General features: G+C 61.3%; 21 protein-coding genes and 1 pseudogene. 14 read left to right on the forward strand and 8 right to left on the reverse strand.

Translation table 11 applies throughout. The annotated features are described in order from the left end of the window. The first annotated feature begins 13 nt into the window (after nt 1–13). The 9 genes from AMK00_RS09810 to AMK00_RS09850 all read left to right on the forward strand — a co-directional run bounded on the left by AMK00_RS09810 (nt 14) and on the right by AMK00_RS09850 (nt 6,970). On the forward strand, nt 14–1,360 hold the full coding sequence (locus AMK00_RS09810) for a pyruvate dehydrogenase complex dihydrolipoamide acetyltransferase (protein WP_064810249.1): 1,347 nt from the start codon (nt 14–16) through the stop codon (nt 1,358–1,360). Between the two features lie 19 nt (nt 1,361–1,379). Then, nucleotides 1,380–2,021, forward strand: coding sequence for an SGNH/GDSL hydrolase family protein (locus tag AMK00_RS09815; protein ID WP_064802314.1), 642 nt, complete (start codon nt 1,380–1,382; stop codon nt 2,019–2,021). A 2-nt stretch (nt 2,022–2,023) separates the two neighbouring features. After that, the gene (locus AMK00_RS09820; RefSeq protein ID WP_064810250.1) at nt 2,024–2,605 is read left to right on the forward strand and encodes a GNAT family N-acetyltransferase; all 582 of its coding nucleotides are present in this window, start codon (nt 2,024–2,026) and stop codon (nt 2,603–2,605) included. 18 nt (nt 2,606–2,623) lie between these two features. Then, the gene (lpdA, locus tag AMK00_RS09825; RefSeq protein WP_064810251.1) at nt 2,624–4,069 is read left to right on the forward strand and encodes a dihydrolipoyl dehydrogenase; all 1,446 of its coding nucleotides are present in this window, start codon (nt 2,624–2,626) and stop codon (nt 4,067–4,069) included. Between the two features lie 76 nt (nt 4,070–4,145). Beyond that, complete coding sequence (locus AMK00_RS09830; RefSeq protein ID WP_011425215.1) at nt 4,146–4,400, forward strand: GlsB/YeaQ/YmgE family stress response membrane protein; 255 nt, start codon at nt 4,146–4,148, stop codon at nt 4,398–4,400. 23 nt (nt 4,401–4,423) lie between these two features. Further along, entirely contained in the window at nt 4,424–4,672 is a 249-nt protein-coding gene (locus AMK00_RS09835) for a GlsB/YeaQ/YmgE family stress response membrane protein (protein ID WP_064810252.1), read from the forward strand. 47 nt (nt 4,673–4,719) lie between these two features. After that, on the forward strand, nt 4,720–5,691 hold the full coding sequence (lipA, locus tag AMK00_RS09840) for a lipoyl synthase (protein WP_064810253.1): 972 nt from the start codon (nt 4,720–4,722) through the stop codon (nt 5,689–5,691). Nucleotides 5,692–5,929: 238 nt separating this feature from the next. Next, the gene (locus AMK00_RS09845; RefSeq protein WP_064810254.1) at nt 5,930–6,508 is read left to right on the forward strand and encodes an AAA family ATPase; all 579 of its coding nucleotides are present in this window, start codon (nt 5,930–5,932) and stop codon (nt 6,506–6,508) included. A 9-nt stretch (nt 6,509–6,517) separates the two neighbouring features. Beyond that, on the forward strand, nt 6,518–6,970 hold the full coding sequence (locus tag AMK00_RS09850) for a type II toxin-antitoxin system RatA family toxin (protein ID WP_064802328.1): 453 nt from the start codon (nt 6,518–6,520) through the stop codon (nt 6,968–6,970). Nucleotides 6,971–6,989: 19 nt separating this feature from the next. Here the strand turns inward: AMK00_RS09850 and AMK00_RS09855 are convergent, their stop codons facing one another. Both AMK00_RS09855 and AMK00_RS09860 read right to left on the reverse strand, forming a co-directional pair. Beyond that, nucleotides 6,990–7,490 (reverse strand): CinA family protein, encoded by a 501-nt coding sequence (locus tag AMK00_RS09855; protein WP_064810255.1) that lies wholly within the window; start codon nt 7,488–7,490, stop codon nt 6,990–6,992. Continuing rightward, nucleotides 7,487–8,707 carry a bifunctional 2-C-methyl-D-erythritol 4-phosphate cytidylyltransferase/2-C-methyl-D-erythritol 2,4-cyclodiphosphate synthase gene (locus tag AMK00_RS09860; protein WP_064810256.1) on the reverse strand — a complete coding sequence of 407 codons (1,221 nt, stop codon included), beginning with the start codon at nt 8,705–8,707 and terminating at the stop codon, nt 7,487–7,489. Before AMK00_RS09860 ends, AMK00_RS09855 begins: the two co-directional genes overlap by 4 nt. A 144-nt stretch (nt 8,708–8,851) precedes the next feature. Between AMK00_RS09860 and dusB the strand changes: the two genes are divergently transcribed. The 3 genes from dusB to ntrC are packed head-to-tail and all read left to right on the forward strand — an operon-like array spanning nt 8,852 to nt 12,470. After that, nucleotides 8,852–9,871 carry a tRNA dihydrouridine synthase DusB gene (gene dusB, locus AMK00_RS09865; protein WP_064810257.1) on the forward strand — a complete coding sequence of 340 codons (1,020 nt, stop codon included), beginning with the start codon at nt 8,852–8,854 and terminating at the stop codon, nt 9,869–9,871. Continuing rightward, on the forward strand, nt 9,868–11,022 hold the full coding sequence (locus AMK00_RS09870) for a two-component system sensor histidine kinase NtrB (RefSeq protein ID WP_064802337.1): 1,155 nt from the start codon (nt 9,868–9,870) through the stop codon (nt 11,020–11,022). Before dusB ends, AMK00_RS09870 begins: the two co-directional genes overlap by 4 nt. Then, on the forward strand, nt 11,019–12,470 hold the full coding sequence (ntrC, locus tag AMK00_RS09875; protein WP_064802342.1) for a nitrogen regulation protein NR(I): 1,452 nt from the start codon (nt 11,019–11,021) through the stop codon (nt 12,468–12,470). The genes AMK00_RS09870 and ntrC overlap by 4 nt, the downstream gene beginning before the upstream one ends. A gap of 369 nt (nt 12,471–12,839) precedes the next feature. On the opposite strand, the gene AMK00_RS09880 is transcribed toward ntrC, so the two are convergent. From AMK00_RS09880 to gcvA, 5 genes and pseudogenes are all read right to left on the reverse strand, one after another. Then, on the reverse strand, nt 12,840–13,934 hold the full coding sequence (locus AMK00_RS09880; RefSeq protein WP_064811684.1) for a flavin monoamine oxidase family protein: 1,095 nt from the start codon (nt 13,932–13,934) through the stop codon (nt 12,840–12,842). A gap of 107 nt (nt 13,935–14,041) precedes the next feature. Then, nucleotides 14,042–14,716: a cupin domain-containing protein gene (locus AMK00_RS09885; protein WP_064802344.1), complete on the reverse strand. Its 675-nt coding sequence runs from the start codon at nt 14,714–14,716 to the stop codon at nt 14,042–14,044. After that, the gene (locus AMK00_RS09890; protein WP_064810258.1) at nt 14,703–15,740 is read right to left on the reverse strand and encodes an alcohol dehydrogenase; all 1,038 of its coding nucleotides are present in this window, start codon (nt 15,738–15,740) and stop codon (nt 14,703–14,705) included. The genes AMK00_RS09885 and AMK00_RS09890 overlap by 14 nt, the downstream gene beginning before the upstream one ends. A gap of 17 nt (nt 15,741–15,757) precedes the next feature. Next, nucleotides 15,758–16,887: pseudogene (locus AMK00_RS33415) on the reverse strand (flavin monoamine oxidase family protein). A 221-nt stretch (nt 16,888–17,108) separates the two neighbouring features. Further along, entirely contained in the window at nt 17,109–18,035 is a 927-nt protein-coding gene (gene gcvA / locus AMK00_RS09900) for a transcriptional regulator GcvA (RefSeq protein ID WP_064810259.1), read from the reverse strand. Nucleotides 18,036–18,247: 212 nt separating this feature from the next. Here gcvA and AMK00_RS09905 point away from each other — a divergent pair, with 212 nt between their 5' ends. Continuing rightward, entirely contained in the window at nt 18,248–19,435 is a 1,188-nt protein-coding gene (locus AMK00_RS09905; protein WP_064810260.1) for an MFS transporter, read from the forward strand. Nucleotides 19,436–19,509: 74 nt separating this feature from the next. Here the strand turns inward: AMK00_RS09905 and AMK00_RS09910 are convergent, their stop codons facing one another. Then, the gene (locus AMK00_RS09910; RefSeq protein WP_064802353.1) at nt 19,510–20,403 is read right to left on the reverse strand and encodes a LysR substrate-binding domain-containing protein; all 894 of its coding nucleotides are present in this window, start codon (nt 20,401–20,403) and stop codon (nt 19,510–19,512) included. Between the two features lie 118 nt (nt 20,404–20,521). On the opposite strand from AMK00_RS09910, the gene AMK00_RS09915 reads away from it, so the two are divergent. Further along, on the forward strand, nt 20,522–21,760 hold the full coding sequence (locus AMK00_RS09915) for a MalY/PatB family protein (RefSeq protein ID WP_237352970.1): 1,239 nt from the start codon (nt 20,522–20,524) through the stop codon (nt 21,758–21,760). The last annotated feature ends 4 nt before the right edge of the window (nt 21,761–21,764 follow it).

The following is a 21,764-nucleotide window of genomic DNA, read 5'->3' on the forward strand; positions in this document are numbered from 1 at the left end:
GGAGGGTATCTCGATGCCGATCAATATCACGATGCCCGCCCTCTCTCCGACCATGGAAGAAGGCAATCTTTCCAAGTGGCTGGTCAAGGAAGGCGATAAGGTCAAGTCTGGCGATGTGATCGCCGAGATCGAGACCGACAAGGCGACGATGGAAGTCGAAGCCGTCGACGAAGGCACGGTCGCCAAGCTCGTCGTTCCTGCCGGCACCGAAGGTGTCAAGGTCAATGCGCTGATCGCCGTTCTCGCCGCCGATGGCGAAGATGTTTCCGCTGCTGCGAGCGCCGCAGGTTCCGCCGCTCCGGCCAAGGCAGAGGCCGCACCTGCGCCGAAGGCCGACGCTGCACCGGCGAAGGCTGAGGCCGCTCCGGCCGCGGCACCGGCGCCTGCCGCACCCGCGGCCGTTTCGGCTGGTGGCAACCGCACCTTCTCTTCGCCGCTCGCACGCCGCCTGGCCAGGGAAGCCGGTATCGACCTCTCTAATGTCGCCGGTTCCGGTCCGCATGGCCGCGTGATCAAGAGCGATATCGAAGCTGCTCTTGCCGGCGGCGCCAAGCCCGCTCCGGCGCCTGCCGCTGCTTTGGCTTCACAGGCTGCCGCGCCGGCTCCGGCCGCTGCGAAGGGTGCCTCCGAGGACGCCGTGCTCAAGCTCTTCGAGCCGGGCTCCTACGAGCTTGTGCCGCATGACGGCATGCGCAAGACGATCGCCCGGCGGCTGGTCGAATCCAAGCAGACGATCCCGCATTTCTACGTCAGCGTCGATTGCGAGCTCGATGCTCTGATGGCGCTCCGCGCCCAGCTGAATGATGCGGCTCCGCGCAAGGACAACGCTCCGGCCTACAAGCTCTCGGTCAACGACATGGTCATCAAGGCCATGGCGCTGGCGCTGCGCGATGTTCCGGACGCCAATGTGTCGTGGACCGACAATAACATGGTCAAGCACAAGCACGCCGACGTCGGCGTCGCTGTCTCGATCCCCGGCGGCCTGATCACGCCGATCATCCGCAAGGCCGAGCAGAAGACGCTGTCTGTCATCTCCAACGAGATGCGCGATCTCGGCAAGCGGGCCAAGGACCGCAAGCTGAAGCCCGAGGAATATCAGGGCGGCACCAGTTCGGTTTCGAACATGGGCATGATGGGCGTGAAGAACTTCGCCGCCGTCGTCAATCCGCCGCATGCGACGATCCTGGCCGTCGGCGCCGGGGAACAGCGGGTCGTGGTCAAGAATGGCGAGATGGCCATCGCCACGGTGATGTCGGTGACGCTGTCGACCGACCATCGCTGCGTCGACGGCGCCCTCGGCGCAGAGCTGCTCCAGGCCTTCAAGGGCTACATCGAAAACCCGATGGGCATGCTTGTCTGATAGCGAAACGGAGGCGGAAATGACCAAGACCGTTCTTTGCTATGGCGACTCGCTGACCTGGGGTCATGACCCCGAGACAATCGGCCGTCATGAGTACAAGAATCGATGGCCGAGCGTGCTTCAGGCAGCGCTCGGCAGCGAGGCGCGTGTTATCGCCGAAGGGCTGAACGGTCGCACCACCGCTTTCGACGACCACCTTGCCGATTGTGACCGCAACGGTGCGCGCGTCCTGCCGACGATCCTGCAGACGCATGCGCCGCTCGACCTCGTCATCCTGCTGCTCGGCACCAACGACATGAAGCCCGTTGTGGCCGGCTCCGCGTTTGCCGCCTGCCAGGGCATCAGCCGCCTCGTGCGACTGATCCGCAATCACGCCTGGCCCTTCGAATTCGACGGGCCGGAGATCCTGATCGTGGCGCCGCCGGCGATCTGCGCGACCGGCAATGTGCCCTTCGCCGCATCCTTTCCCGGCGGCATCGAGGAATCGGCAAAGCTTGCGACACTCTATCGCGATCTTGCCGACGAGCTCGGTTGTGGCTTCTTCGACGGCAATTCCGTCGCCAAGACCACGCCGATCGACGGCATTCACCTTGATGCGGAAAATACCCGCGCACTCGGACGCGGGCTGGAATCGATCGTGCGGATGATGCTGGGGATCTGAGCATGACCGCCTTCATCGCGCTGCGGCAGGCCTCACGGCGGGATGCCTCGGAGCTGGCGATCCTGGCGGATATCGCATCGCACGGTTTTGCCTCCTGGCTCTGGTTCGCCGATGTCGCGAAAGACGTCAGCGATACGCCGCTGGAGCGGGGCAGGCTGAAGATGAGCGAGGAGGAAGCCGTCGGGGGCTGGCGGGATGCGGTCATCGCCGAGGCCTATGGCGAGGTCGCAGGTGTCGCGATCGGTCATGCGCTGGATGAAGGCACAAGCGATATCGAGGCGACGATCGCGGCGACGGAGCCGATGCTCGCCTTGCAGAAAACGGTTGTGGGGAGCTGGTTCATCGGCAGTCTCGGCGTTTACCGCCATATGCGCGGCATTGGCATCGGCCGCAGGCTGCTGGGCGATCAGATCGAAAGGGCGGGTTACCGCCCCGTCAGTCTCATTACCGCAAGTGATAACGAGGCGGCTCTGTCGCTTTATGCAAGAAACGGATTCCTGGAGGCTGCGCGCGCTGATGCCGTGCCGCTCTTCGAAAACAGCAAGAGACACGCGTGGGTGCTCATGACCCGCAGCGCAGCGTAACAAAAGGGCAGGAAACACATGGCTGAATCCTACGACGTCATCATCATCGGCTCCGGCCCCGGCGGCTATGTCGCCGCCATCCGCGCAGCTCAGCTCGGCCTCAAGACCGCGATCGTCGAGCGCGAGCATATGGGCGGCATCTGCCTGAACTGGGGCTGCATCCCGACGAAGGCGCTGCTGCGTTCGGCCGAGGTGCTCGATCACGCCAATCACTTCAAGGATTTCGGCCTTGTTCTCGAAGGCACGGTCAAGCCGGATGCCAAGGCCGTCGTTGGCCGCTCGCGCGCTGTCTCCGCCCGCCTCAACGCCGGCGTTGGCTTCCTGATGAAGAAAAACAAGATCGACATCATCTGGGGCGAAGCAAAAATTACCAAGCCAGGCGAGATCGTCGTCGGCAAATCGTCGAAACCGGTGGTCGAGCCGCAGCACCCACTGCCGAAGAACGTCAAGGGCGAGGGCACCTATACCGCCAAGCACATCATCATCGCGACCGGCGCCCGTCCGCGCGCGCTGCCGGGCATCGAGCCCGATGGCAAGCTGATCTGGACCTATTTCGAGGCGCTGAAGCCGGATGCGCTGCCGAAGTCGCTGATCGTTATGGGCTCGGGCGCGATCGGCATCGAATTCGCAAGCTTCTATCGTTCGATGGGTGTTGATGTCACGGTCGTCGAAGTCATGCCGACCATCATGCCGGTCGAGGATGCCGAAATCACCGCCATCGCCCGCAAGCAGCTGGAAAAGCGCGGCCTCAAGATCTTCACCAGCGCCAAGGTCACGAAGGTCGAGAAGGGTGCCGGCAGCATCACCGCCCATGTCGAGACTGCAGATGGAAAGGTCCAGCAGATCACCGCCGACCGGATGATTTCGGCCGTCGGCGTTCAGGGCAACATCGAAAATCTCGGCCTCGAGGCGCTCGGAATCAAGACCGACCGCGGCTGCGTCGTCGCCGACGGTTACGGCAAGACCAATGTCGCCGGCATCTATGCGATCGGCGACGTTGCCGGCCCGCCGATGCTGGCCCACAAGGCCGAGCACGAGGGTGTCGTCTGCGTCGAGAAGATCGCCGGCCTGCCGAATGTTCATCCCACCGACAAGGGCAAGGTCCCGGGCTGCACCTATTGCAATCCGCAGGTCGCTTCCGTCGGCCTCACCGAAGCCAAGGCCAAGGAGCTTGGCCGCGACATCCGTGTCGGCCGCTTCTCCTTCGCGGCAAACGGCAAGGCGATCGCTCTCGGTGAAGATCAGGGCATGGTCAAGGTGATCTTCGACAAGAAGACCGGCGAGCTGCTCGGCGCCCACATGGTCGGCGCCGAAGTCACCGAACTCATCCAGGGCTTCGTCGTCGCGATGAACCTCGAAACGACAGAGGAAGAGCTGATGCATACGATCTTCCCGCATCCGACGGTATCCGAGACGATGAAGGAAGCGGTGCTCGATGCTTATGGTCGTGTGCTGAACGCTTGAGAATTTTCGGGGCGCCGCCCTGTTCCCGGAATGGAAAGCCACTCCGGCAGGGTGGAAAAAGCGAAAGGAAATCATCATGTCTATGGAGACGCAGGCGTTGCTGGTGTTTTTGCTGATCGGCCTTGTTGCGGGCTTCCTGGCAAGTCTCGTCGTCGGTGGCGGCGGTTTGATCAGATGCCTGCTGAGCGGCATCATCGGCGCCTTCGTCGGCGGCTATCTGTTCAGCGCGCTGGGCATTTCGCTGGGCATTGAAAATGCGCTGGTCGTGCAGATCATCCACGCCACCGTCGGCGCCATCATCGTGGTGCTGGTCGCAAGGGCGGTCGCTTAGGGCAGTTTGAGGGCAGGACAGGCATGGAAGGCGTGGGCTGGATTTCGGCAATCATCATCGGCGGACTTGCAGGCTGGCTCGCCGGCAAGCTGATGGATGCACGATACGGGATTTTCCTCAACATCGTGCTCGGCATTGTCGGCTCGGTCGTCGCCACTGCCATCCTCGCCCAGTTTCACGTCCAACTGGCCGGCGGACGGCTCGGTTATTTCGTGACGGGTTTCCTTGGCGCCTGCCTGCTGATATTCGTTGCGCGGCTGGTGCGGCGCTAGATCAAGAGATGATGCCGCTTTAAGGGCGACGGAAAGCTGAAACTGCAATGGTGACCATTCTCGACACGATCAATCCCGACGCCAAGCGCGTGCGCCATCCCGAAAAGGCGCATCGGCCGGATACGGAAGTCATGCGCAAGCCGGACTGGATCCGCGTCAAGGCGCCGACCTCCAAGGGTTATGCCGAGACACGGGCGATCGTGAAGGAGCACAAGCTCGTCACCGTCTGCGAGGAGGCCGGCTGCCCGAATATCGGCGAGTGCTGGGACAAGAAGCACGCCACCTTCATGATCATGGGCGAGATCTGTACCCGCGCCTGCGCCTTCTGCAATGTCGCCACCGGCAAACCGAACGCGCTCGACATGGCCGAGCCGGAGAACGTCGCCAAGGCGGTCAAGGAGATGGGCTTGTCCCACGTCGTCATCACCTCGGTCGACCGCGACGATCTCGAGGACGGCGGCGCCGAACATTTCGAAAAGGTGATCTGGGCAATCCGTGCCGCCTCGCCGGCAACGACGATCGAGATCCTGACGCCTGATTTCCTGAAGAAGCCGGGTGCCCTGGAGCGCGTCGTCGCCGCCAAGCCCGACGTCTTCAACCACAACATGGAAACGGTCCCCGGCAACTATCTGACGGTCCGTCCCGGCGCCCGCTATTTCCATTCCATCCGGCTCTTGCAGCGGGTTAAGGAACTTGATCCCACCATGTTCACCAAGTCGGGCATCATGGTCGGCCTTGGCGAAGAGCGGAATGAAGTTCTTCAGCTGATGGACGACCTGCGCACCGCCGATGTCGACTTCCTGACGATCGGCCAATACCTGCAGCCGACCCGCAAGCACCACAAGGTCGAAAGCTTCGTCACGCCCGAAGAGTTCAAGTCCTATGAGACGGTCGCCTACAGCAAGGGTTTTCTGATGGTGGCCTCCAGCCCGCTGACCCGCTCGTCACACCATGCTGGCGACGATTTCGCCCGGCTGCGTGCGGCGCGCGAAAAGAAGCTGCTGATGGCTGCTGAGTAAGATCGGCGTTTGCTTAGGGAAGCGGCTCTGGCGATCTTTCGCTGTGGTCAGACCGCTGGTAGACAATGCCTGCCAACCTCTCTTTTGTCATGCTCGGGCTTGTCCCGAGCATCTGCTCCTAGTCGAGAGGGCAGCAGATCCTCGGCACAAGGCCGAGGATGACGCCAAGTAGAGAGCACGTTAGTTACCAAACTGACCGCAACGGTTTTATCGCGGTTTTTTCCACGGGCTGCCGCCGATGAATGGCACATCCAGTTCGAAAGCGGTGCTGGCCGAAGCCGATCGTATCCTGGTGATCGGCTGCCCCGGCAGCGGCAAGAGCACGCTCGCAAAACAGCTCTCGCGATCGCTTGATCTTCGCTACATCTCCATGGATCGCGACTTCTACTGGCTGCCGGGCTGGATAAAGAGGCCGCGCGATGAGATCTACCGCTTGATCGCCGAAGCCGTTACGGAAGAGCGCTGGATCATGGATGGAACCGGTCTCAGTTCCTTCCATCTCCGCCTGCCGCGTGCCGAAGCCGTCATTTGGCTGCGTCTGCCAAGATATGCGTGCTTGTACGGAGCCATCTCAAGAACGTTCCGTTATTTCGGGCGTAGCCGTCCAGAGCTGCCTGCCGGCTGCCCTGAACGCCTTTCGCTGGAACTACTCACTTATATCTGGAATTTCGAGCGGGACGCCGTCCCCTTGATTGAGGCTGCAGTTCGCAATTATGCCGCCGGGATCGCCGAACATGGTCCCGATGTGCCGGTTCTTCAGCTAAAATCCCGCCGCCGGATGCGCGAACTCCTTGATCTTCTGGATCGGCCCGCTTAAGTGCCGCCTATGCCTCAATTCGAAACGCACCGTTCCGTCCCGCATACGCCCGACCAGATGTTCGATCTCGTTGCCGATGTCGAGCGTTATCCCGAATTCCTGCCGCTCTGCGAAGCGCTTTCGGTCAGGAGCCGCAAGGAGCGCGAGGGCAAGATCCTGCTCCTTGCCGATATGACGGTCGGTTATAAGGCGATCCGCGAGACCTTCACGACCCAGGTGCTGTTGAACCGGGCCGAGCGTGTCATTGAAGTCAAATATATCGACGGCCCGTTCAAATATCTCGAAAACCGGTGGCATTTTGCCGAAACGCCGGCCGGCGGCTGCACCATCAATTTTTTCATCGATTATGAGTTCAAGAGCCGCATTCTGGGCGCGCTGATGGGCTCGATGTTCGATCGCGCTTTCCGCATGTTCACCGAAGCCTTCGAGACAAGGGCGAACAGGATCTACGCCTCGGTGTGATAGACGATCGCAACCGGCGTCAGGCGGGCAGCAGAGAATGCACCAATTCCAGCGCCGTCCGCACCGTTGCCAGTCTGACCGCGCTGCGGCCGATATCGCCGTATAGCATCTTTCGGTGGATGAATGCGCCGGTCCGCGATCCGGCCGCAAGATGCACGAGCCCGACTGGTTTCTCCGCCGACCCGCCGCCGGGACCGGCAATGCCGGTGACGGCGACGGCAATCGCGGCCCGCGAGCGGAAGAGGGCGCCATGCGCCATTTGCCGGGCCGTCTCCTCGGAAACCGCCCCGAAGCCGAGCAGCGTTTGTTCCTGCACCCCGAGCAGCTCCATCTTCGCCGTGTTCGTATAGGTGACGAAGCCGCGGTCGACGACGGCCGACGAACCCGATATTTCGGTCAGCGCTCCGGCGATCAGTCCGCCGGTGCAGGATTCGGCCGTCGAGATCATCAGCCCGACAGCCGTGAAGTCGCGGATAATCGCTTCTGCCGCCGAATGAATATCCGCGGGAAAAAGACTCATCGCTTCATTCCCCGATAGACGACGGTCGCCGTGGCGATCGCCGCGATGCCTTCGCGCCGCCCGACGAAGCCGATCTTCTCATTGGTCGTCGCCTTGACAGAGCAGCGCTCGAGATCGATGCTGAGATATTCCGACAGGTTCGCCCGCATGGCCTCGCGATGCGGACCGACCTTCGGCGCCTCGGCTATCAGCGAGACGTCGGCATTCATGATCGTGCCGCCGCGTTCCCGTACGATCCGAGCGGCATGCTCGATGAATATCTTCGAAGCCGCTCCCTTCCATTGCGGATCGGACGGCGGGAAATGATCGCCGATATCGCCGGCGCCGCAGGTGGCAAGCAGCGCGTCTGTCAGCGCATGCAGCGCCACGTCGGCATCGGAATGGCCCTTGAGCTTCTGATCGTGCGGAATGAACACGCCGCAGAGTGTCACGCCGTCGCCCGGCTCGAGCTGGTGCACGTCATAGCCGTTGCCGGTGCGCACGTCGGGCAGCAGCGAAGCCGAGAGTTTGTCGTCGGCCATGGCGATATCGCGCTTGACCGTCAGCTTGACGTTATCGGGCGTGCCCTCGACGATCGTCACCGGAATGCCCGACCACTCGGCGATCGAGGCGTCGTCAGTAAAATCGCTTCGCCCGCTCGCCGCCGCCTTCTCATGCGCGTCAAGGATTGTTGCGAAGGCGAAGGATTGCGGCGTCTGCGCCGCGTAGAGGTGCTCGCGCGAGACCGTTGTCAGTACTGTGCCGGCGCTGTCGGCGCGTTTCAGCGTATCCGTGACCGGCATCGCCGGCAGCACCGCCGGCGCGCCGTCGCCAAGGCGCTCGGCAATGCGGTCGAGAAGAACATGGTCGAAGAACGGCCGCACTGCGTCGTGGATCAGCACATGGCTGACATGCTTGTCCTTGAGGTGTCTCAGGCCGGCAAGCACGGACTCCTGCCTTGTCGCACCGCCATGTACCGTTTCGATCGGCGTTGCCGAAATGATATGGCGAAACGCCCTCGCAAACAGCGCCTCGTCGTCGGGATGAATGACGACGACGATCTGTTTGGCGGCTTCCCATGTCATCAAGTTTTCAAGCGTATGAACGATAACCGGCTTGCCGCCGATCATGCGATATTGCTTGGGGCCTTCCGTGGAGGATCCGGCGCGCTCGCCGCGACCGGCGGCAACGATGACAATTCCAGCCGATATCGGTTGCTTGGACGGCATTTGCAGCATAAATCCCCTAAATTATGCGGAATTGACCGGAGTGCTCTAACCTCTTGCTTTGGCCTTTTCCAGCGTCTGCCCCGAAAAATATCGATTCCGATCCGAGCCCCCTTGGCAAAGGCATGGATCTATGGCTAAAAATAATGCAGTTCTATGGTGTGCCTGAAAGATAATCATTTGATTTGCAAGAATCTCGCAGCGTCTTTCCGAATCGGACCCGTGTCCGTGCGGAACCGCGTTGTGCTGGCGCCGATGTCCGGCGTCACGGACATGCCCTTCCGTGAGCTTGCCTGGCGCTTCGGCGCCGGCCTCGTCGTCACCGAGATGGTGGCGAGCCGCGAGCTGGTCAACGACACCGCCGAATCCTGGTCGCGGCTCAAGGCTGCCGGCTTTCGGCCGCATATGGTGCAGCTCGCCGGGCGCGAGGCGCATTGGATGGCGGAAGCGGCGAAGATCGCGGCCGATCATGGCGCCGATATCATCGACATCAACATGGGCTGTCCGGCAAAGAAGGTGATCGGCGGTTATTCCGGCTCGGCGCTGATGCGCGATCCCGATCATGCGCTCGGTCTGATTGAGGCAACGGTCAACGCCGTCGACATTCCGGTGACGCTGAAGATGCGCCTCGGCTGGGATGAGAATTCCATCAACGCGCCCGACATTGCGCGCCGCGCCGAGGCGGCCGGCATCCAGCTCGTGACCATTCATGGCCGCACCCGCATGCAATTTTATGAAGGCCGCGCCGATTGGGACGCGATCCGTGCGGTCCGCGAGGTGATCTCCGTTCCGCTGATCGCCAATGGCGATGTCGAGAGCGCGCACGACGCGCAGGAAATCCTGCGCCGCTCCGGCGCCGATGCCGTCATGATCGGCCGAGGCTGCCAGGGCAGGCCGTGGCATGCCGGCGTCCTCGCCGGAGCAGCGGAACCGCGACGCGAAGATATTGCCGATATCGCCGTCGAACATTATCGGATGATGCTCGATTTTTACGGCGAGGCGGTGGCGATCCGCCATGCCCGCAAGCATCTCGGCTGGTATCTCGAGCGGTTTGCTCCCGGCCTTGCCGGCGGCGAGAAGGCTGACATCATGACCTCGCGCGACCCGAGCGAGGTGGCTGCGCGCCTTCACGATGCACTCGATACAGCCACTGTCGACAGCCGGGAGGCGGCATGACGAAAGATATGACATCTCCGCCCGACCACGCCGGCGGAACCGTCGCCATGGCCGTGCTGAACGCCATCCAGAACCCCGTCGTCATGGTCGACGAATCCGGTTTCGTCGCCTTCGCCAACTGGGAGGCGGAGGCCTTTTTCGGCGCCAGCGCCTCGCATCTGGCGCGATACCGGATCTCGACTTTCATCCCCTTCGGCAGTCCGCTGCTCGCCCTGATCGACCAGGTGCGTGAGCGCAAGGCGCCGGTCAACGAATACCGTGTCGACCTGAGTTCGCCGCGCCTCGGCCAGGACAAGCTCGTCGATCTCTATGTCGCTCCGGTGCTGAGTGAACCCGGCGCCGTCGTCATCGTTTTCCAGGAACGCTCGATGGCCGACAAGATCGACCGGCAGTTGACGCATCGCGCCGCCGCCCGTTCCGTCACCGGGCTTGCCTCCATGCTGGCGCATGAGATCAAGAACCCGCTCTCCGGCATCCGTGGCGCCGCCCAGCTGCTCGAACAATCGGCGATCGATGACGACCGGGCGCTGACTCGGCTGATCTGCGACGAGACCGACCGCATCGTCTCGCTGGTCGATCGCATGGAAGTCTTTTCCGACGAACGGCCGGTCGACCGCATGCCGGTCAATATCCATTCCGTACTCGATCATGTGAAGGCGGTCGCCAAGGCGGGATTTGCCCGCAATATCCGCATCACCGAGAGTTACGATCCGTCGCTGCCGGCCGTCTATGCCAATCGCGACCAGCTCGTTCAGGTGTTCCTCAACCTGGTGAAGAACGCCGCCGAAGCAGTCGGCGACCGGCCGGATGGCGAGATCATGCTGACGACGGCCTATCGTCCGGGCATTCGTCTCTCGGTCGCCGGCACGCGTGAAAAGATCTCGCTGCCGCTGGAGTTCTGCGTCCACGACAATGGCCCCGGCGTTCCCGCCGATCTGTTGCCGCACCTCTTCGATCCGTTCATCACCACCAAGACGAACGGCAGCGGTCTCGGCCTGGCGTTGGTCGCCAAGATCATCGGCGATCACGGCGGCATCATCGAATGCGACAGCCAGAACAGCCGCACGACTTTCCGCGTTCTCATGCCGGCGTCGAAGGACGCCTCGCTCGAGGATGCCTCTTCCGTAAGCTCGACAGGACCTTCTCGATGACAGCCACGATCCTCGTTGCAGATGATGATGCGGCCATCCGGACCGTGCTCAACCAGGCCTTGAGCCGCGCCGGCTATGACGTTCGCATCACCTCCAACGCCGCAACCCTCTGGCGTTGGATTTCGGCGGGCGAGGGCGATCTTGTCGTCACCGACGTGGTGATGCCCGACGAGAACGCCTTCGACCTCCTGCCGCGCATCAAGAAGGCCCGTCCCGATCTCCCGGTCCTGGTCATGAGCGCGCAGAACACCTTCATGACCGCCATCAAGGCGTCCGAGAAGGGCGCCTATGATTATCTGCCGAAGCCCTTCGACCTGACCGAACTGATCGGCATCATCGGCCGGGCGCTCGCCGAGCCGAAGCGCAAGCCCGCCAAACTCGAAGAGGACATGCAGGACGGCATGCCGCTGGTCGGCCGCTCGGCGGCGATGCAGGAAATCTATCGCGTGCTCGCCCGCCTGATGCAGACCGATCTGACGCTGATGATCACCGGCGAGTCCGGCACCGGTAAGGAGCTCGTCGCCCGCGCCCTGCATGATTACGGCAAGCGCCGCAACGGCCCGTTCGTCGCAATCAACATGGCGGCGATCCCGCGCGATCTGATCGAATCCGAACTCTTCGGCCATGAGAAGGGCGCCTTCACCGGCGCGCAGACCCGCTCGACCGGTCGCTTCGAGCAGGCCGAAGGCGGCACGCTCTTCCTCGACGAAATCGGTGACATGCCGATGGACGCCCAGACGCGGCTTCTGCGCGTGCTGCAGCAGGGCGAATACACCACCGTCGGCGGCCGCACGCCGATCCGTACCGACGTGCGCATCGTTGCCGCCACCAACAAGGATCTGAAGCAGGCGATCAATCAAGGCCTGTTCCGCGAGGATCTCTATTATCGGCTCAACGTGGTGCCGCTGCGCCTGCCGCCGCTGCGCGACCGTGCCGAGGACATTCCAGATCTTGTGCGCCACTTCATCCAGCAGGCCGAAAAGGAGGGGCTCGGCTCCAAACGCTTCGATCAGGAAGCGCTGGAGCTGATGAAGGCCTATGCCTGGCCGGGCAATGTCCGCGAGCTGGAAAATCTCATCCGCCGCCTGATGGCGCTCTATCCGCAGGATGTCATCACCCGCGAGATCATTGATGCAGAGCTGCGTTCCGACGTGCCCGACAGCCCGATCGACAAGGGGCCGATCCGCAACGGCTCGATGACGATCGCGCAAGCCGTCGAGGAGAACATGCGCACCTACTTCGCCAGCTTCGGCGAAAACCTGCCGCCGCCGGGCCTCTATGACCGGGTTCTGACCGAAATGGAATATCCGCTGATCCTCGCGGCGCTCACGGCAACGCGCGGCAACCAGATCAAGGCGGCCGATCTTCTCGGCCTCAACCGCAACACCTTGCGCAAGAAGATCAGGGAACTCGGCGTCTCTGTTTACAGAAGCTCCCGCACCGCCTGAAAAAAGGCGGTGAGCCCCTCGTTGGCCCACCGCCTCCTCCTCCCAGTATCCGCCGCCACGGTCGGGAACAGAGTAAATCTATCCGAGCCCGATCGCGGTTTGTATCTGCGCCCGCAAACAAAAGCGCAGTGTCATTTGATAGTCACATAGTATTTGCGAGCTATTGTTTGCCGCCGGGCAATGTCATTGAAGTTGCTGCGGTCGCCGCCACCACGCCTGTGGATAAGCTGTGGATAACAGGTGGATGACATGGGCCGGTCAGCGGGCGAAGGCGGTCCGATTTCGCCCGGATGTTGCTAATCCGTTCCAAGTCGCGTCATCGCCGTTGCTTCCGTCGGCTTAGGCCATTGAGGATGTAGTTCTTCGCGATCAGCGTGACGTGACAACCGCTGAAACCGCCCGTTTCGCAGCGGCTACGGCCCCGGCAAGGAAGCCGGGTTCAATCGCGCTCGTCTCGCTGCCGGCCATGGCCAGCCGCCGGCTCCACGGTCCCGACACCCAATTCGTATCCTCGGCCGATAGGTGTCCCGCCGCGACGCGGTCACGGCTTGTGGCAGTCAATGGATCGGCTGCCCAGTCTTTCAAAATAGTGCTGAGCGGCTCCAATGCGCCAGCGCCGAAAATTCGCCCGAACTGAGCAATGCAGGCCTTGTTCAACACCTCCTCGCCGAGTGCCGCTCGCTGATCCGCGCCGGTGCCGATGAAGCCGAAGAGGGCTGACTTTCCATCCGCGAGGGTCGCGTCATGCATTTCGACCATGGGGCCAACCATGCTCTGGGCGGTTCCCGATAACCCGCCGTCGCGCCAGAAAGGCCGATCATAGATCGCGAAAAACTTGGCGTGCGGCGCCATCCAGGTCGGCGTATCCCGCCAGCGAGCCAAGGTGGATTGGTCCTGCTGCGGCGTGAAAGTCACATTCGCCTCAAGCAGTCGAGGCGGCAGGGCGCAAATGACCTGCTGCGCGTTGATCACTGCGGCCGTGCCGTCGGCAGCCTTCGAGGTAATCTCGACACCGTCACCGGTAAGCGCCATCGCCGACACATGGGTATTGAGTCGAATTCTGCCGGCAGGAATGTCTCGTTCCAAAGCACGCACCAGCGCCGCCGACCCGCCGATCAAGCGAAGAGATTTTCCTTGCTGTTCGACAGGGCGATACCTCTGCGGTCCTTCACGCGACATTCGCTCGAAGATCACATCGCCGTCGTTGGCTTGCGCGAACGACAAAAGCCCAAGTTCCAGCACCAGGTCGGCAAGCTCCGGTTGCATCATCGGCCAGAACCAGGACGGACCGAGATCGAACCCGTTGTCGGAGGGAATCCCATGTTCATCTGTCGTCAGGATGCGACCGCCAAGTCGATCTCTCGCTTCAAACAAAAGGAAGTCGACGCCCTTCGAATTCAAGGCCCGTGCGGCGCAGAGCCCAGCGAGCCCTCCACCGACGATCGCGACTTGGCATCTTTTCATCAACATACCTCTGGCTTGCCGGCAGAATGCGGATGCGGGCGAATTCAGCTCGGGCTTATTACAGGGCCCCACGGGCCGGCGTCTAGTCAAAGAAAGAGGTTGCCTTGCTAGGGGAGTTTCAAAACATCGGCATGCTGCAATGGCGCGTCCTTGATCCAAGCATAGGCGCCCTGTACCCCGGCGTTTGTCATCAGGTTTTCGCCTGCGGGCAGCCGCATCCAGCTCTGGGATACAAGCCGTTGCGTGCCGACGGACAGCTCGCCTTCGAGAACCAGCAGCTCCAATCCACGATGATTCGAAAGATTGATCGAGGCGCTGCTGGCCCACCTTTGCAGATAGACCTGCTCATGGCCGTCATCGAACAGGATTGTTGCGGTAACGGCATCGTTTTGAAATCCAGGTTCTCCTTCACCCGGTCTGCGCACGATTTGAGCCTCGTCGCCCTCGCGAAACTGCCAGAGCTTGACGAAGATGGTGCACCCGTCAGCGGATGCAGGCGCATGCGACGTACCCGGCGGATTGCGGAAGTATGATCCGGCCGGGAAGCGACCGTGTTCGTCCTCGAATATGCCATCGAGCACCAATATTTCCTCACCGCCCGTGTGTGTATGAGACGGAAATACGCTGCCTGCGGCATAGCGGACAATCGACGTCGCCCGAGCCACTTCCTCGCCGACGCGATAAAGCATCCGGCGATCGACCCCGCGAGCCGGACTGGCGACCCAATCCAGTTTCGCGGCGTGCACGACCGTCGGCTTGGTGAAATCATCATTCAGACGCATCGGTTTTCTCCATGGTCAACACCACCCGAAACTTGACGCCACCGGACTTCATCTTTTCGAAGGCGCTCGTGGCCTGTTCGAACGGCATCGTCTCGAACTGGGGACGCACGCCAACGAGGACGGAAAAGTCCAAGGTTTTTTCGTTCTCGAAAGGCGTCCCGGTGATCGAACCCAACACGCTGCGCTCACCGCCGACCAACGGTCCTGATGACACCGCCAAAGGGTCCTTTCCGATTCCAAGGACGACAAGCCGGCCTTGAGCCGCGACACCTGGCATGAGTGCCGAAACCGCCTGGAGATCTCCAATGGTGGAAATAACGGCCTTCGCACCACCCAGGCGCTGCAGACATTCTACTGCGTTTTCCCTCGCCGTATCGATATAATCATGAGCTCCGAGCGATCTGGCGTCGTCGGCAATGTCGTCGCCCCGTCCGATGGCAATCACCTTGAAACCCATCTTGCGGGCATACTGCAGCGCCATGTGGCCAAGACCGCCTATGCCGACAATGGCCACGACGTCGCCGGCTTCCGCGCCGCATTTCTTCAGTGCGTTGAAGGTCGCCAGCCCCGCGCACAGGATCGGCGCTGCCTCCTCGGCCGTGAGTTCGTCGGGGATCGCCACAAGCCCGGTATTGCGGGCGATCATCATCTCGGCATAGCCGCCGTCACAGGTCGCGCCGACGATCGGCTGGTTCGTGCACAGCTGAAATTGGCCGCGTCGGCACTGGTCGCATTCGTTGCAGTGACCGCCAAGGCGGCCGACTCCAACTCTTTGGCCGATTTTCCATCGTCCGGGTGTCCCCCGTCCTATGGCCGCAATCCTGCCGACCACCTCGTGACCCGGGACCCGAGGCAAACGGCCATTGGTGTCCGGCCCCTCAATGTCTTTGGCGTCCGCACCGCAGATTCCGCAGGCATCGACTTCGATCAGCACCTCGCCATCGCCCGGCGTCGGAATAGCTCTTTCCACCAGCTCAAGCGCGCCTGGACTCGTCACCTGCATCGCGCGATATGTCCGTTTCATTTGAACCTCCAGGGATTTCACAAGTGGGATCCCGATGCCGAGCGCTTGGAAAAGCTTGGCCACATGCGTTCGATGTCTGCCGCAACACGCAGAGCCGCTTCAGCTCCGCCTTCCAAATAACCCGGGTTCGTCATGCTGGTTTCGGAACCAGCCAGCATCAGCACTGGCGCCCAGTCTCCCGATACCCATGGTCGGCTATCGGGGAGGGGGTGGCCGGTGGCAATCAAGTCGTCCTCGGTTGCCGTCAACGCGTCGGCGGCCCAATCTTTGTATAAGGTCGCCACGGGTGTCCGAGCCTTGTCTCCGAACAGCCGGACGATCTGTTGAACCGCTGCTTGAATGATTGGTTCCGGCCCAATCCGTCGACGCTCTGCGGCATTTATGCCGATGAAGCCGAACAGAGCTGCCTTGCCGGACGATGTCGTCGCGTCATGTATTTCCCGAGGGGGCCAATCATACTCTGCGCCGCACCGGAGAGCCCATCTCTTTGCCAAAATGCTTCGTCGTAGATTGCGAAAAACTTGGCATGCGGAGCCATCCAGGTCGGCGTCGAACGCCATCGCCGGGCCAGCGCAGGATCGACGGGCGGTTCGAACTTGATCGAACGATCGATGAGGCGGGGCGGCATTGCGAGCACCACGATCGCCGCCTCCATCGTCTCGGCCGTTCCATCCGGCCTCGCAACCGTTGCCGACACCAAGCCGCCCCTACGCGCAAGCCCGGTCACTCCAGTGCCGAGCCGCATATGTTCAGCGGCAATTCGGCTTTTCAACGCCGCGATCACGGAGGCCGTGCCACCCGCAATCCGCATGGAACGCGGTTCGCGTTGAAAGGCTGGAAAGCGTTGAGGCGCGACGCTTGCCGACCGTTCAAAGACGATGTCGCCCTCTTCGTTCTGCGGAAAAAGCTGGACGCCCAAACTCTCCGCCAGAGAACAGAGGACAGGCTGCATCTCCGGCCAAACCCAGTATGGGCCGAGATCGAATCCGTCTTCGGATGGCAGTCCATCGATCCCCGCCGAAAAGATCCGGCCTCCCAGTCGGTCGCGCCCTTCGATGAGAACGAACTCGATGCCGGCCGAATGCATGGCATGAGCAAGCGTCAGCCCCGAAATACCTCCGCCGACAATCATGACTGGAAGGCTCATCGGCCGCCTCGAAGATAGGTCTCTTTGTTCAACATATCCGCTTTCCCGAAACCCGCCGCGCAAGGGGAGGGTTTGATCGAAAGAAAAACTTTCGGTCTCCGCAAATCGCAACTGCCAAGACGCAACGCCTTATGCCCGTGGGAGACACGCCTTCGATGTCAGGATTGACTGAAGCTCACCAACTCGCAAACGCGAAGTTCTTCGTCTATGGGAAAGAAAAACTATTCAGGTAAGGAACGCTCGCTGAGCGCTTCTTCGAAAAGCCAGTCCCGGAATGCGGCAAGACGCGGCAGTGCGGCAAAATCAGGGCGATAAGTGACGTAGTAGGCCAGTGACGAAGCGACGGATCGGTCGGGAAACAACCTGACCAGCCGCCCGGCCGCCAGGTCATCATGAGCCAGGATGCTCCGGGCCAAAGCGACGCCGCGTCCATCGATCGCGGCTTGGAGTACGGCAGCCGAATTGTTGATCGTTAAGCCCCTCGACTGCGCCGTTTGACTGAGGCCCATCGTCTTGAACCACAAATCCCATGTCATGAACCCGGAATTCGGATCGACCGAGACGTCGTGGATAAGCGTGCAGGCAGCCAGTTCGTCCGGCCGCCACAATGTCAGGGAAGCCTTCAGCGCTGGAGAGCATACCGGAAAAACCTCTTCCTCCATCAACTTTTCCGAAACCAGCCCGGGCCAGTCGCCGGCGCCGTACCGGACCCCGATATCGATGCCCTGCGCAGCATAGTCGGCGAGCTTCAGGCTGGTGTCCAGGCGAATATCGACGTCCGGCACTTTCGCTTGAAACCGCTCGAGCCTCGGAAGCAGCCACTTTGCCGCAAAAGCGGGACTGACCGTGACCGTGAGAACCCGGCCAACTGATCCTTCCTTCAGGCGCTCAAGTCCGAGGCTCAGTCGATCCAATCCTTCCCGGATGTCAGGCAAGGCTCGATTTGCTGCTTCCGTCGGCATCAGCCGGGTTTTGCCGGTCGCCGTTCGATAAAAGAGGGGCGCCCCTATCCATTCTTCAAGGCCGCGCACGAGCTGCCCGACGGCAGGCGCCGTCACGTGGAGCTCGGCGGCGGCTTCGACGAAGCTGCCATGTCTGGCGCTGGCCTCGAACGCGCGCAGAGCATTGAGATAAACGGGCGATTTCATGGAAACCTTTTCTTTGCCGCGAGCGGAGTTTTTCGATGTTGTCAGCGTGGAGTGAAACTTTAAATTGCCTCGGCCGTCCCATGGCGGCGGGCCGCATTGTCGGCTGAGGAGGTGTCGCCCCTCCTTGCATTATGGGTCAGTTTTTCTATTCCAGACAAGCCCGGCAAATGCGTCGCAATAAGCTGCCTGGCCTAACGAATTGCAGGTGAACCATGATCGATGACCGCGCCAAGAACCGAAACACGTACATCCTGGGGGCAAGCCAGGTGTTTGGTGGCGCCAATGGTCCGATTGTGATTTCCCTGGGTGGATTGGTCGGACAGCATCTGTCGTCCAACCCGGCGCTCGCGACGCTTCCCGTCAGTCTCTACAATGTCGGTCTGGCGCTCGGCACTCTTCCAGCCGCTTACTTCATGCGCCGTCTTGGCCGACGCAATGCATATATATTGGGAGCCTTTCTGGGTATCGCCGGCGGTCTGATTGCCGCAGTGGGGATCGTCGCAAAGCTGTTCTTGATGTTTTGCCTGGGAACAATGGCGGCCGGCTTCTACGGCTCTTATGTTCAAAGCTACAGGTTCGCAGCCGGCGATGAGATGTCGGGGGCGCAGCGCGACAAGGCCATTTCCCGGGTGATGGTGGGTGGCCTGCTTGCCGCTATCATTGGGCCTCAGCTCGTTATCTGGACGCGTGATTCATTGCCCGGCTTTCCCTTCGCCGGCAGTTTTATCAGCCAGGCAGGTCTGGCGCTCCTCGCAATCCCACTGCTTCTGACCTACCGCAGCACGAGCCCTGCCGCGAGGGCCGGTCGAGGCGATGGCGGACGTAAATTATCCGAAATCCTCACCGCGCCCCGCTATGTCCTGGCCGTCGCGGCGGGCGTGGTTTCCTACGGTCTCATGACCTTCGTCATGACGGCCGCACCGATAGCAATGGTCGGCCATGGCCATTCGATGGACAATGCGGCGCTCGGCATTCAGTGGCACATTCTTGCCATGTATGGCCCGAGCTTCCTGACGGGTCGTCTGATGGCGCATTTCGGCAAAGAGAGAGTCACCGCCATCGGGCTGGTGTTAATCGGCGGATCGGCGATGACGGCGCTGGCCGGCCTCGATATCGGACATTTCTGGGGCTCGCTTATCCTCCTGGGCATCGGCTGGAATTTTGGTTTCATCGGAGCGACGGCAATGGTGTCGGATTGCCACACCCCTGAGGAACGCGGCAAAGTCCAAGGGGCAAACGACTTTCTGGTGTTCGGCACCGTGGCGCTGGCTTCGTTCTTTTCGGGCTCGCTGATGTTCAGCTCCGGCTGGGAGACCGTGAACTGGTTCGTGTTTCCGGCCGTCGCCTTGGTGCTCGTTCCGCTCGTATGGCAATCGGCGCGACTGCCAAGAACTGCATGATCTGAGATTGCGGGCCGGTGCTCATCTTTGAAAGCGGGGAGGTGTTGCGCTGGGCGTCGGCACATCAAACTTTCTCAAATTGAGCTTTGCTGCCGCTGGGCGGCATCGATGAAGCCGCTGATATAGGAGACGGTCTCCTCTCCGCGACGAATTCCGAGATTTATGCTTTTTCGGATTCCTGCATCGCCAAGGCGGAGCGTTTTGATCGGCAGGTTGGCCGCCTCGTCTTGCAGCAGCCAATCAGGAAGCACCGTCACGCACCGCTTGGCGGCGACCAGCTGGAGCATGAGATCGACTGTTTCCGCCGTTCTGTGCCGACGGGGGCGGCAAAGCGCTGGAACCAGAAAGCGCGTATAGATATCCAGGCGCTCCAAACTCACCGGAACGGTAATAAGCTCCTCGTCGAGAAGGTCGTGGGGGTCGACAATGGTCTTGGCGGCCAACGGATGGTCTTCATGAACCATGAGAACCAGTTCGTAGTCGAAAACCGGGGTGAACATCACATCCGGCAAATCAACCGGATCGGGCGTAATCAAAACGTCGATCTCATGCCCGATCAGCGCCGCGACGCCATCGAAACGGAACGCCGTGCAGACCTCGAAATCAACGTCCGGCCAAGCCGCAAGATAGGGCGTCGAAATCTTCGTCAACCAGCGCTGACACGGGTGACACTCCATGCCGACGCGGATTGCCCCACGCCGGCCAAGGGCGAAATCTCGTAGGACCCGCTCGGCGTGGTCAATTTGTGGAAGCAGACGCTCCGCTACACCAAGGAGATATTCTCCAGCCTGCGTCAGGCGCAGGCTGCGCCCTTTCTTCATCCAGACCTTGATGCCGTGGCGTTCTTCGAACTTCGCAATGGTGTGACTGAGCGCTGATTGGGTAACGTTGAGCTTGTCTGCGGCCGCTGTGACGCTGCCGCAACGGTCTACTTCCCGCAGGATGGAGAGGTGATGCCTGTCAATCATCTATGATCTCTGTTCATTGATCGATGAATTCATACCATTTCCGCTCATAATGCGTCGCGGCTAACCTCTTCGTCAATCTCACCGCGGACCGCGTGAGCGAATGATTGAAGGGAAGCTCGTGAACCAGCAGGCTCTAGCAAAACACCTCGACCGGACTGAGGCGCTCGCGCCATCGATCTTCGATGAGGTCGTTGATCGCAAGAACAGCAATTCGATGAAATGGGCCTATGCCGGCAAGATGCTCGCCGCCGATGAAGCGGCCGCCGATCCCCTGCCGATGTGGGTTGCCGACACCGATTTCAAGGCGCCGCAGGCGGTGATCGACGCCCTCCACGATGCGGTGTCGCACGGCGTCTTCGGATATCCGGGCGGAGCCACCGCTTCATACGTCGATGCCGTCGTTGGATGGCAGCAGAAGCGGTTTGGCTGGGACGTCGCCAAGGAATGGGTCCTTCAGACGTCGGGCATCATCACGACGCTCAAGACTGCCATCCAGGCCTTCTCCGCTCCCGGCGATTCTATTCTGATCCAGCCGCCCGTTTACGCCCATTTCCACAACGACGTGCTTTTAAACGGGCGGCGCCTTGCTTTCGCACCACTCGACTACGATGGCACGCACTACGCCTACAACGAAAAGACCTTTGAAGCCGCGATCCGGCCCGACACGAAACTCTTTATCCTGAGCCATCCGCACAATCCGACCGGCAATGTCTGGTCGGAGGCCGAGCTGCGGTCGATGGGCGAAATCTGCGCCCGCCACGACGTGCTGGTGATATCAGACGAGATTCACGAAGACCTCATCCTCAACAAGGCGAAGAAGCATATTCCCTTCGCCTCTCTGTGTGAGGAATTTGCCCAGAACAGCATTACCTGCACGGCGCCGAGCAAGACCTTCAATCTGCCCGGCCTGCAGAGCGCCAACGTCTTCGTGCCCAACAGGAGACTCCGCGCCGAACTGCAGCGGCAATACGAGCGAAATGTTTTCCACCTGGTGAACGTGCTTGGAATGGTCGCTGCCGAAGCTGCCTATCTCAATGGCGAGCAATGGGTCGAGGATATGCTCGAATATCTGCGCGGCAACCACAAGCATTTTGCCGATGCCGTCAACGGTGCCGAACTTCGGTTGAAAGTCCTTCCGACGGACTCCCTCTATCTGGCCTGGATGGATTGCCGTGGTCTCGGCATGGACGCGGAAGCGTTGAACAAATTCATGCTGACCCGGGGACGGGTTTGGCTCGATAAGGGCCAGAAGTTCGGCATCGAAGGACACGGCTTCATGCGCATCAACCTGGGGTGCCCTCGCTCCACCGTGGACGAAGCGATCCGCCGTATCACCTCTGCCGTCGCGGCAATCTAGGGAG

Origin of the sequence: Rhizobium sp. N621 (assembly GCF_001664325.1) — a bacterium.
In the GTDB taxonomy this organism is placed as follows: Bacteria; Pseudomonadota; Alphaproteobacteria; order Rhizobiales; family Rhizobiaceae; genus Rhizobium; species Rhizobium esperanzae.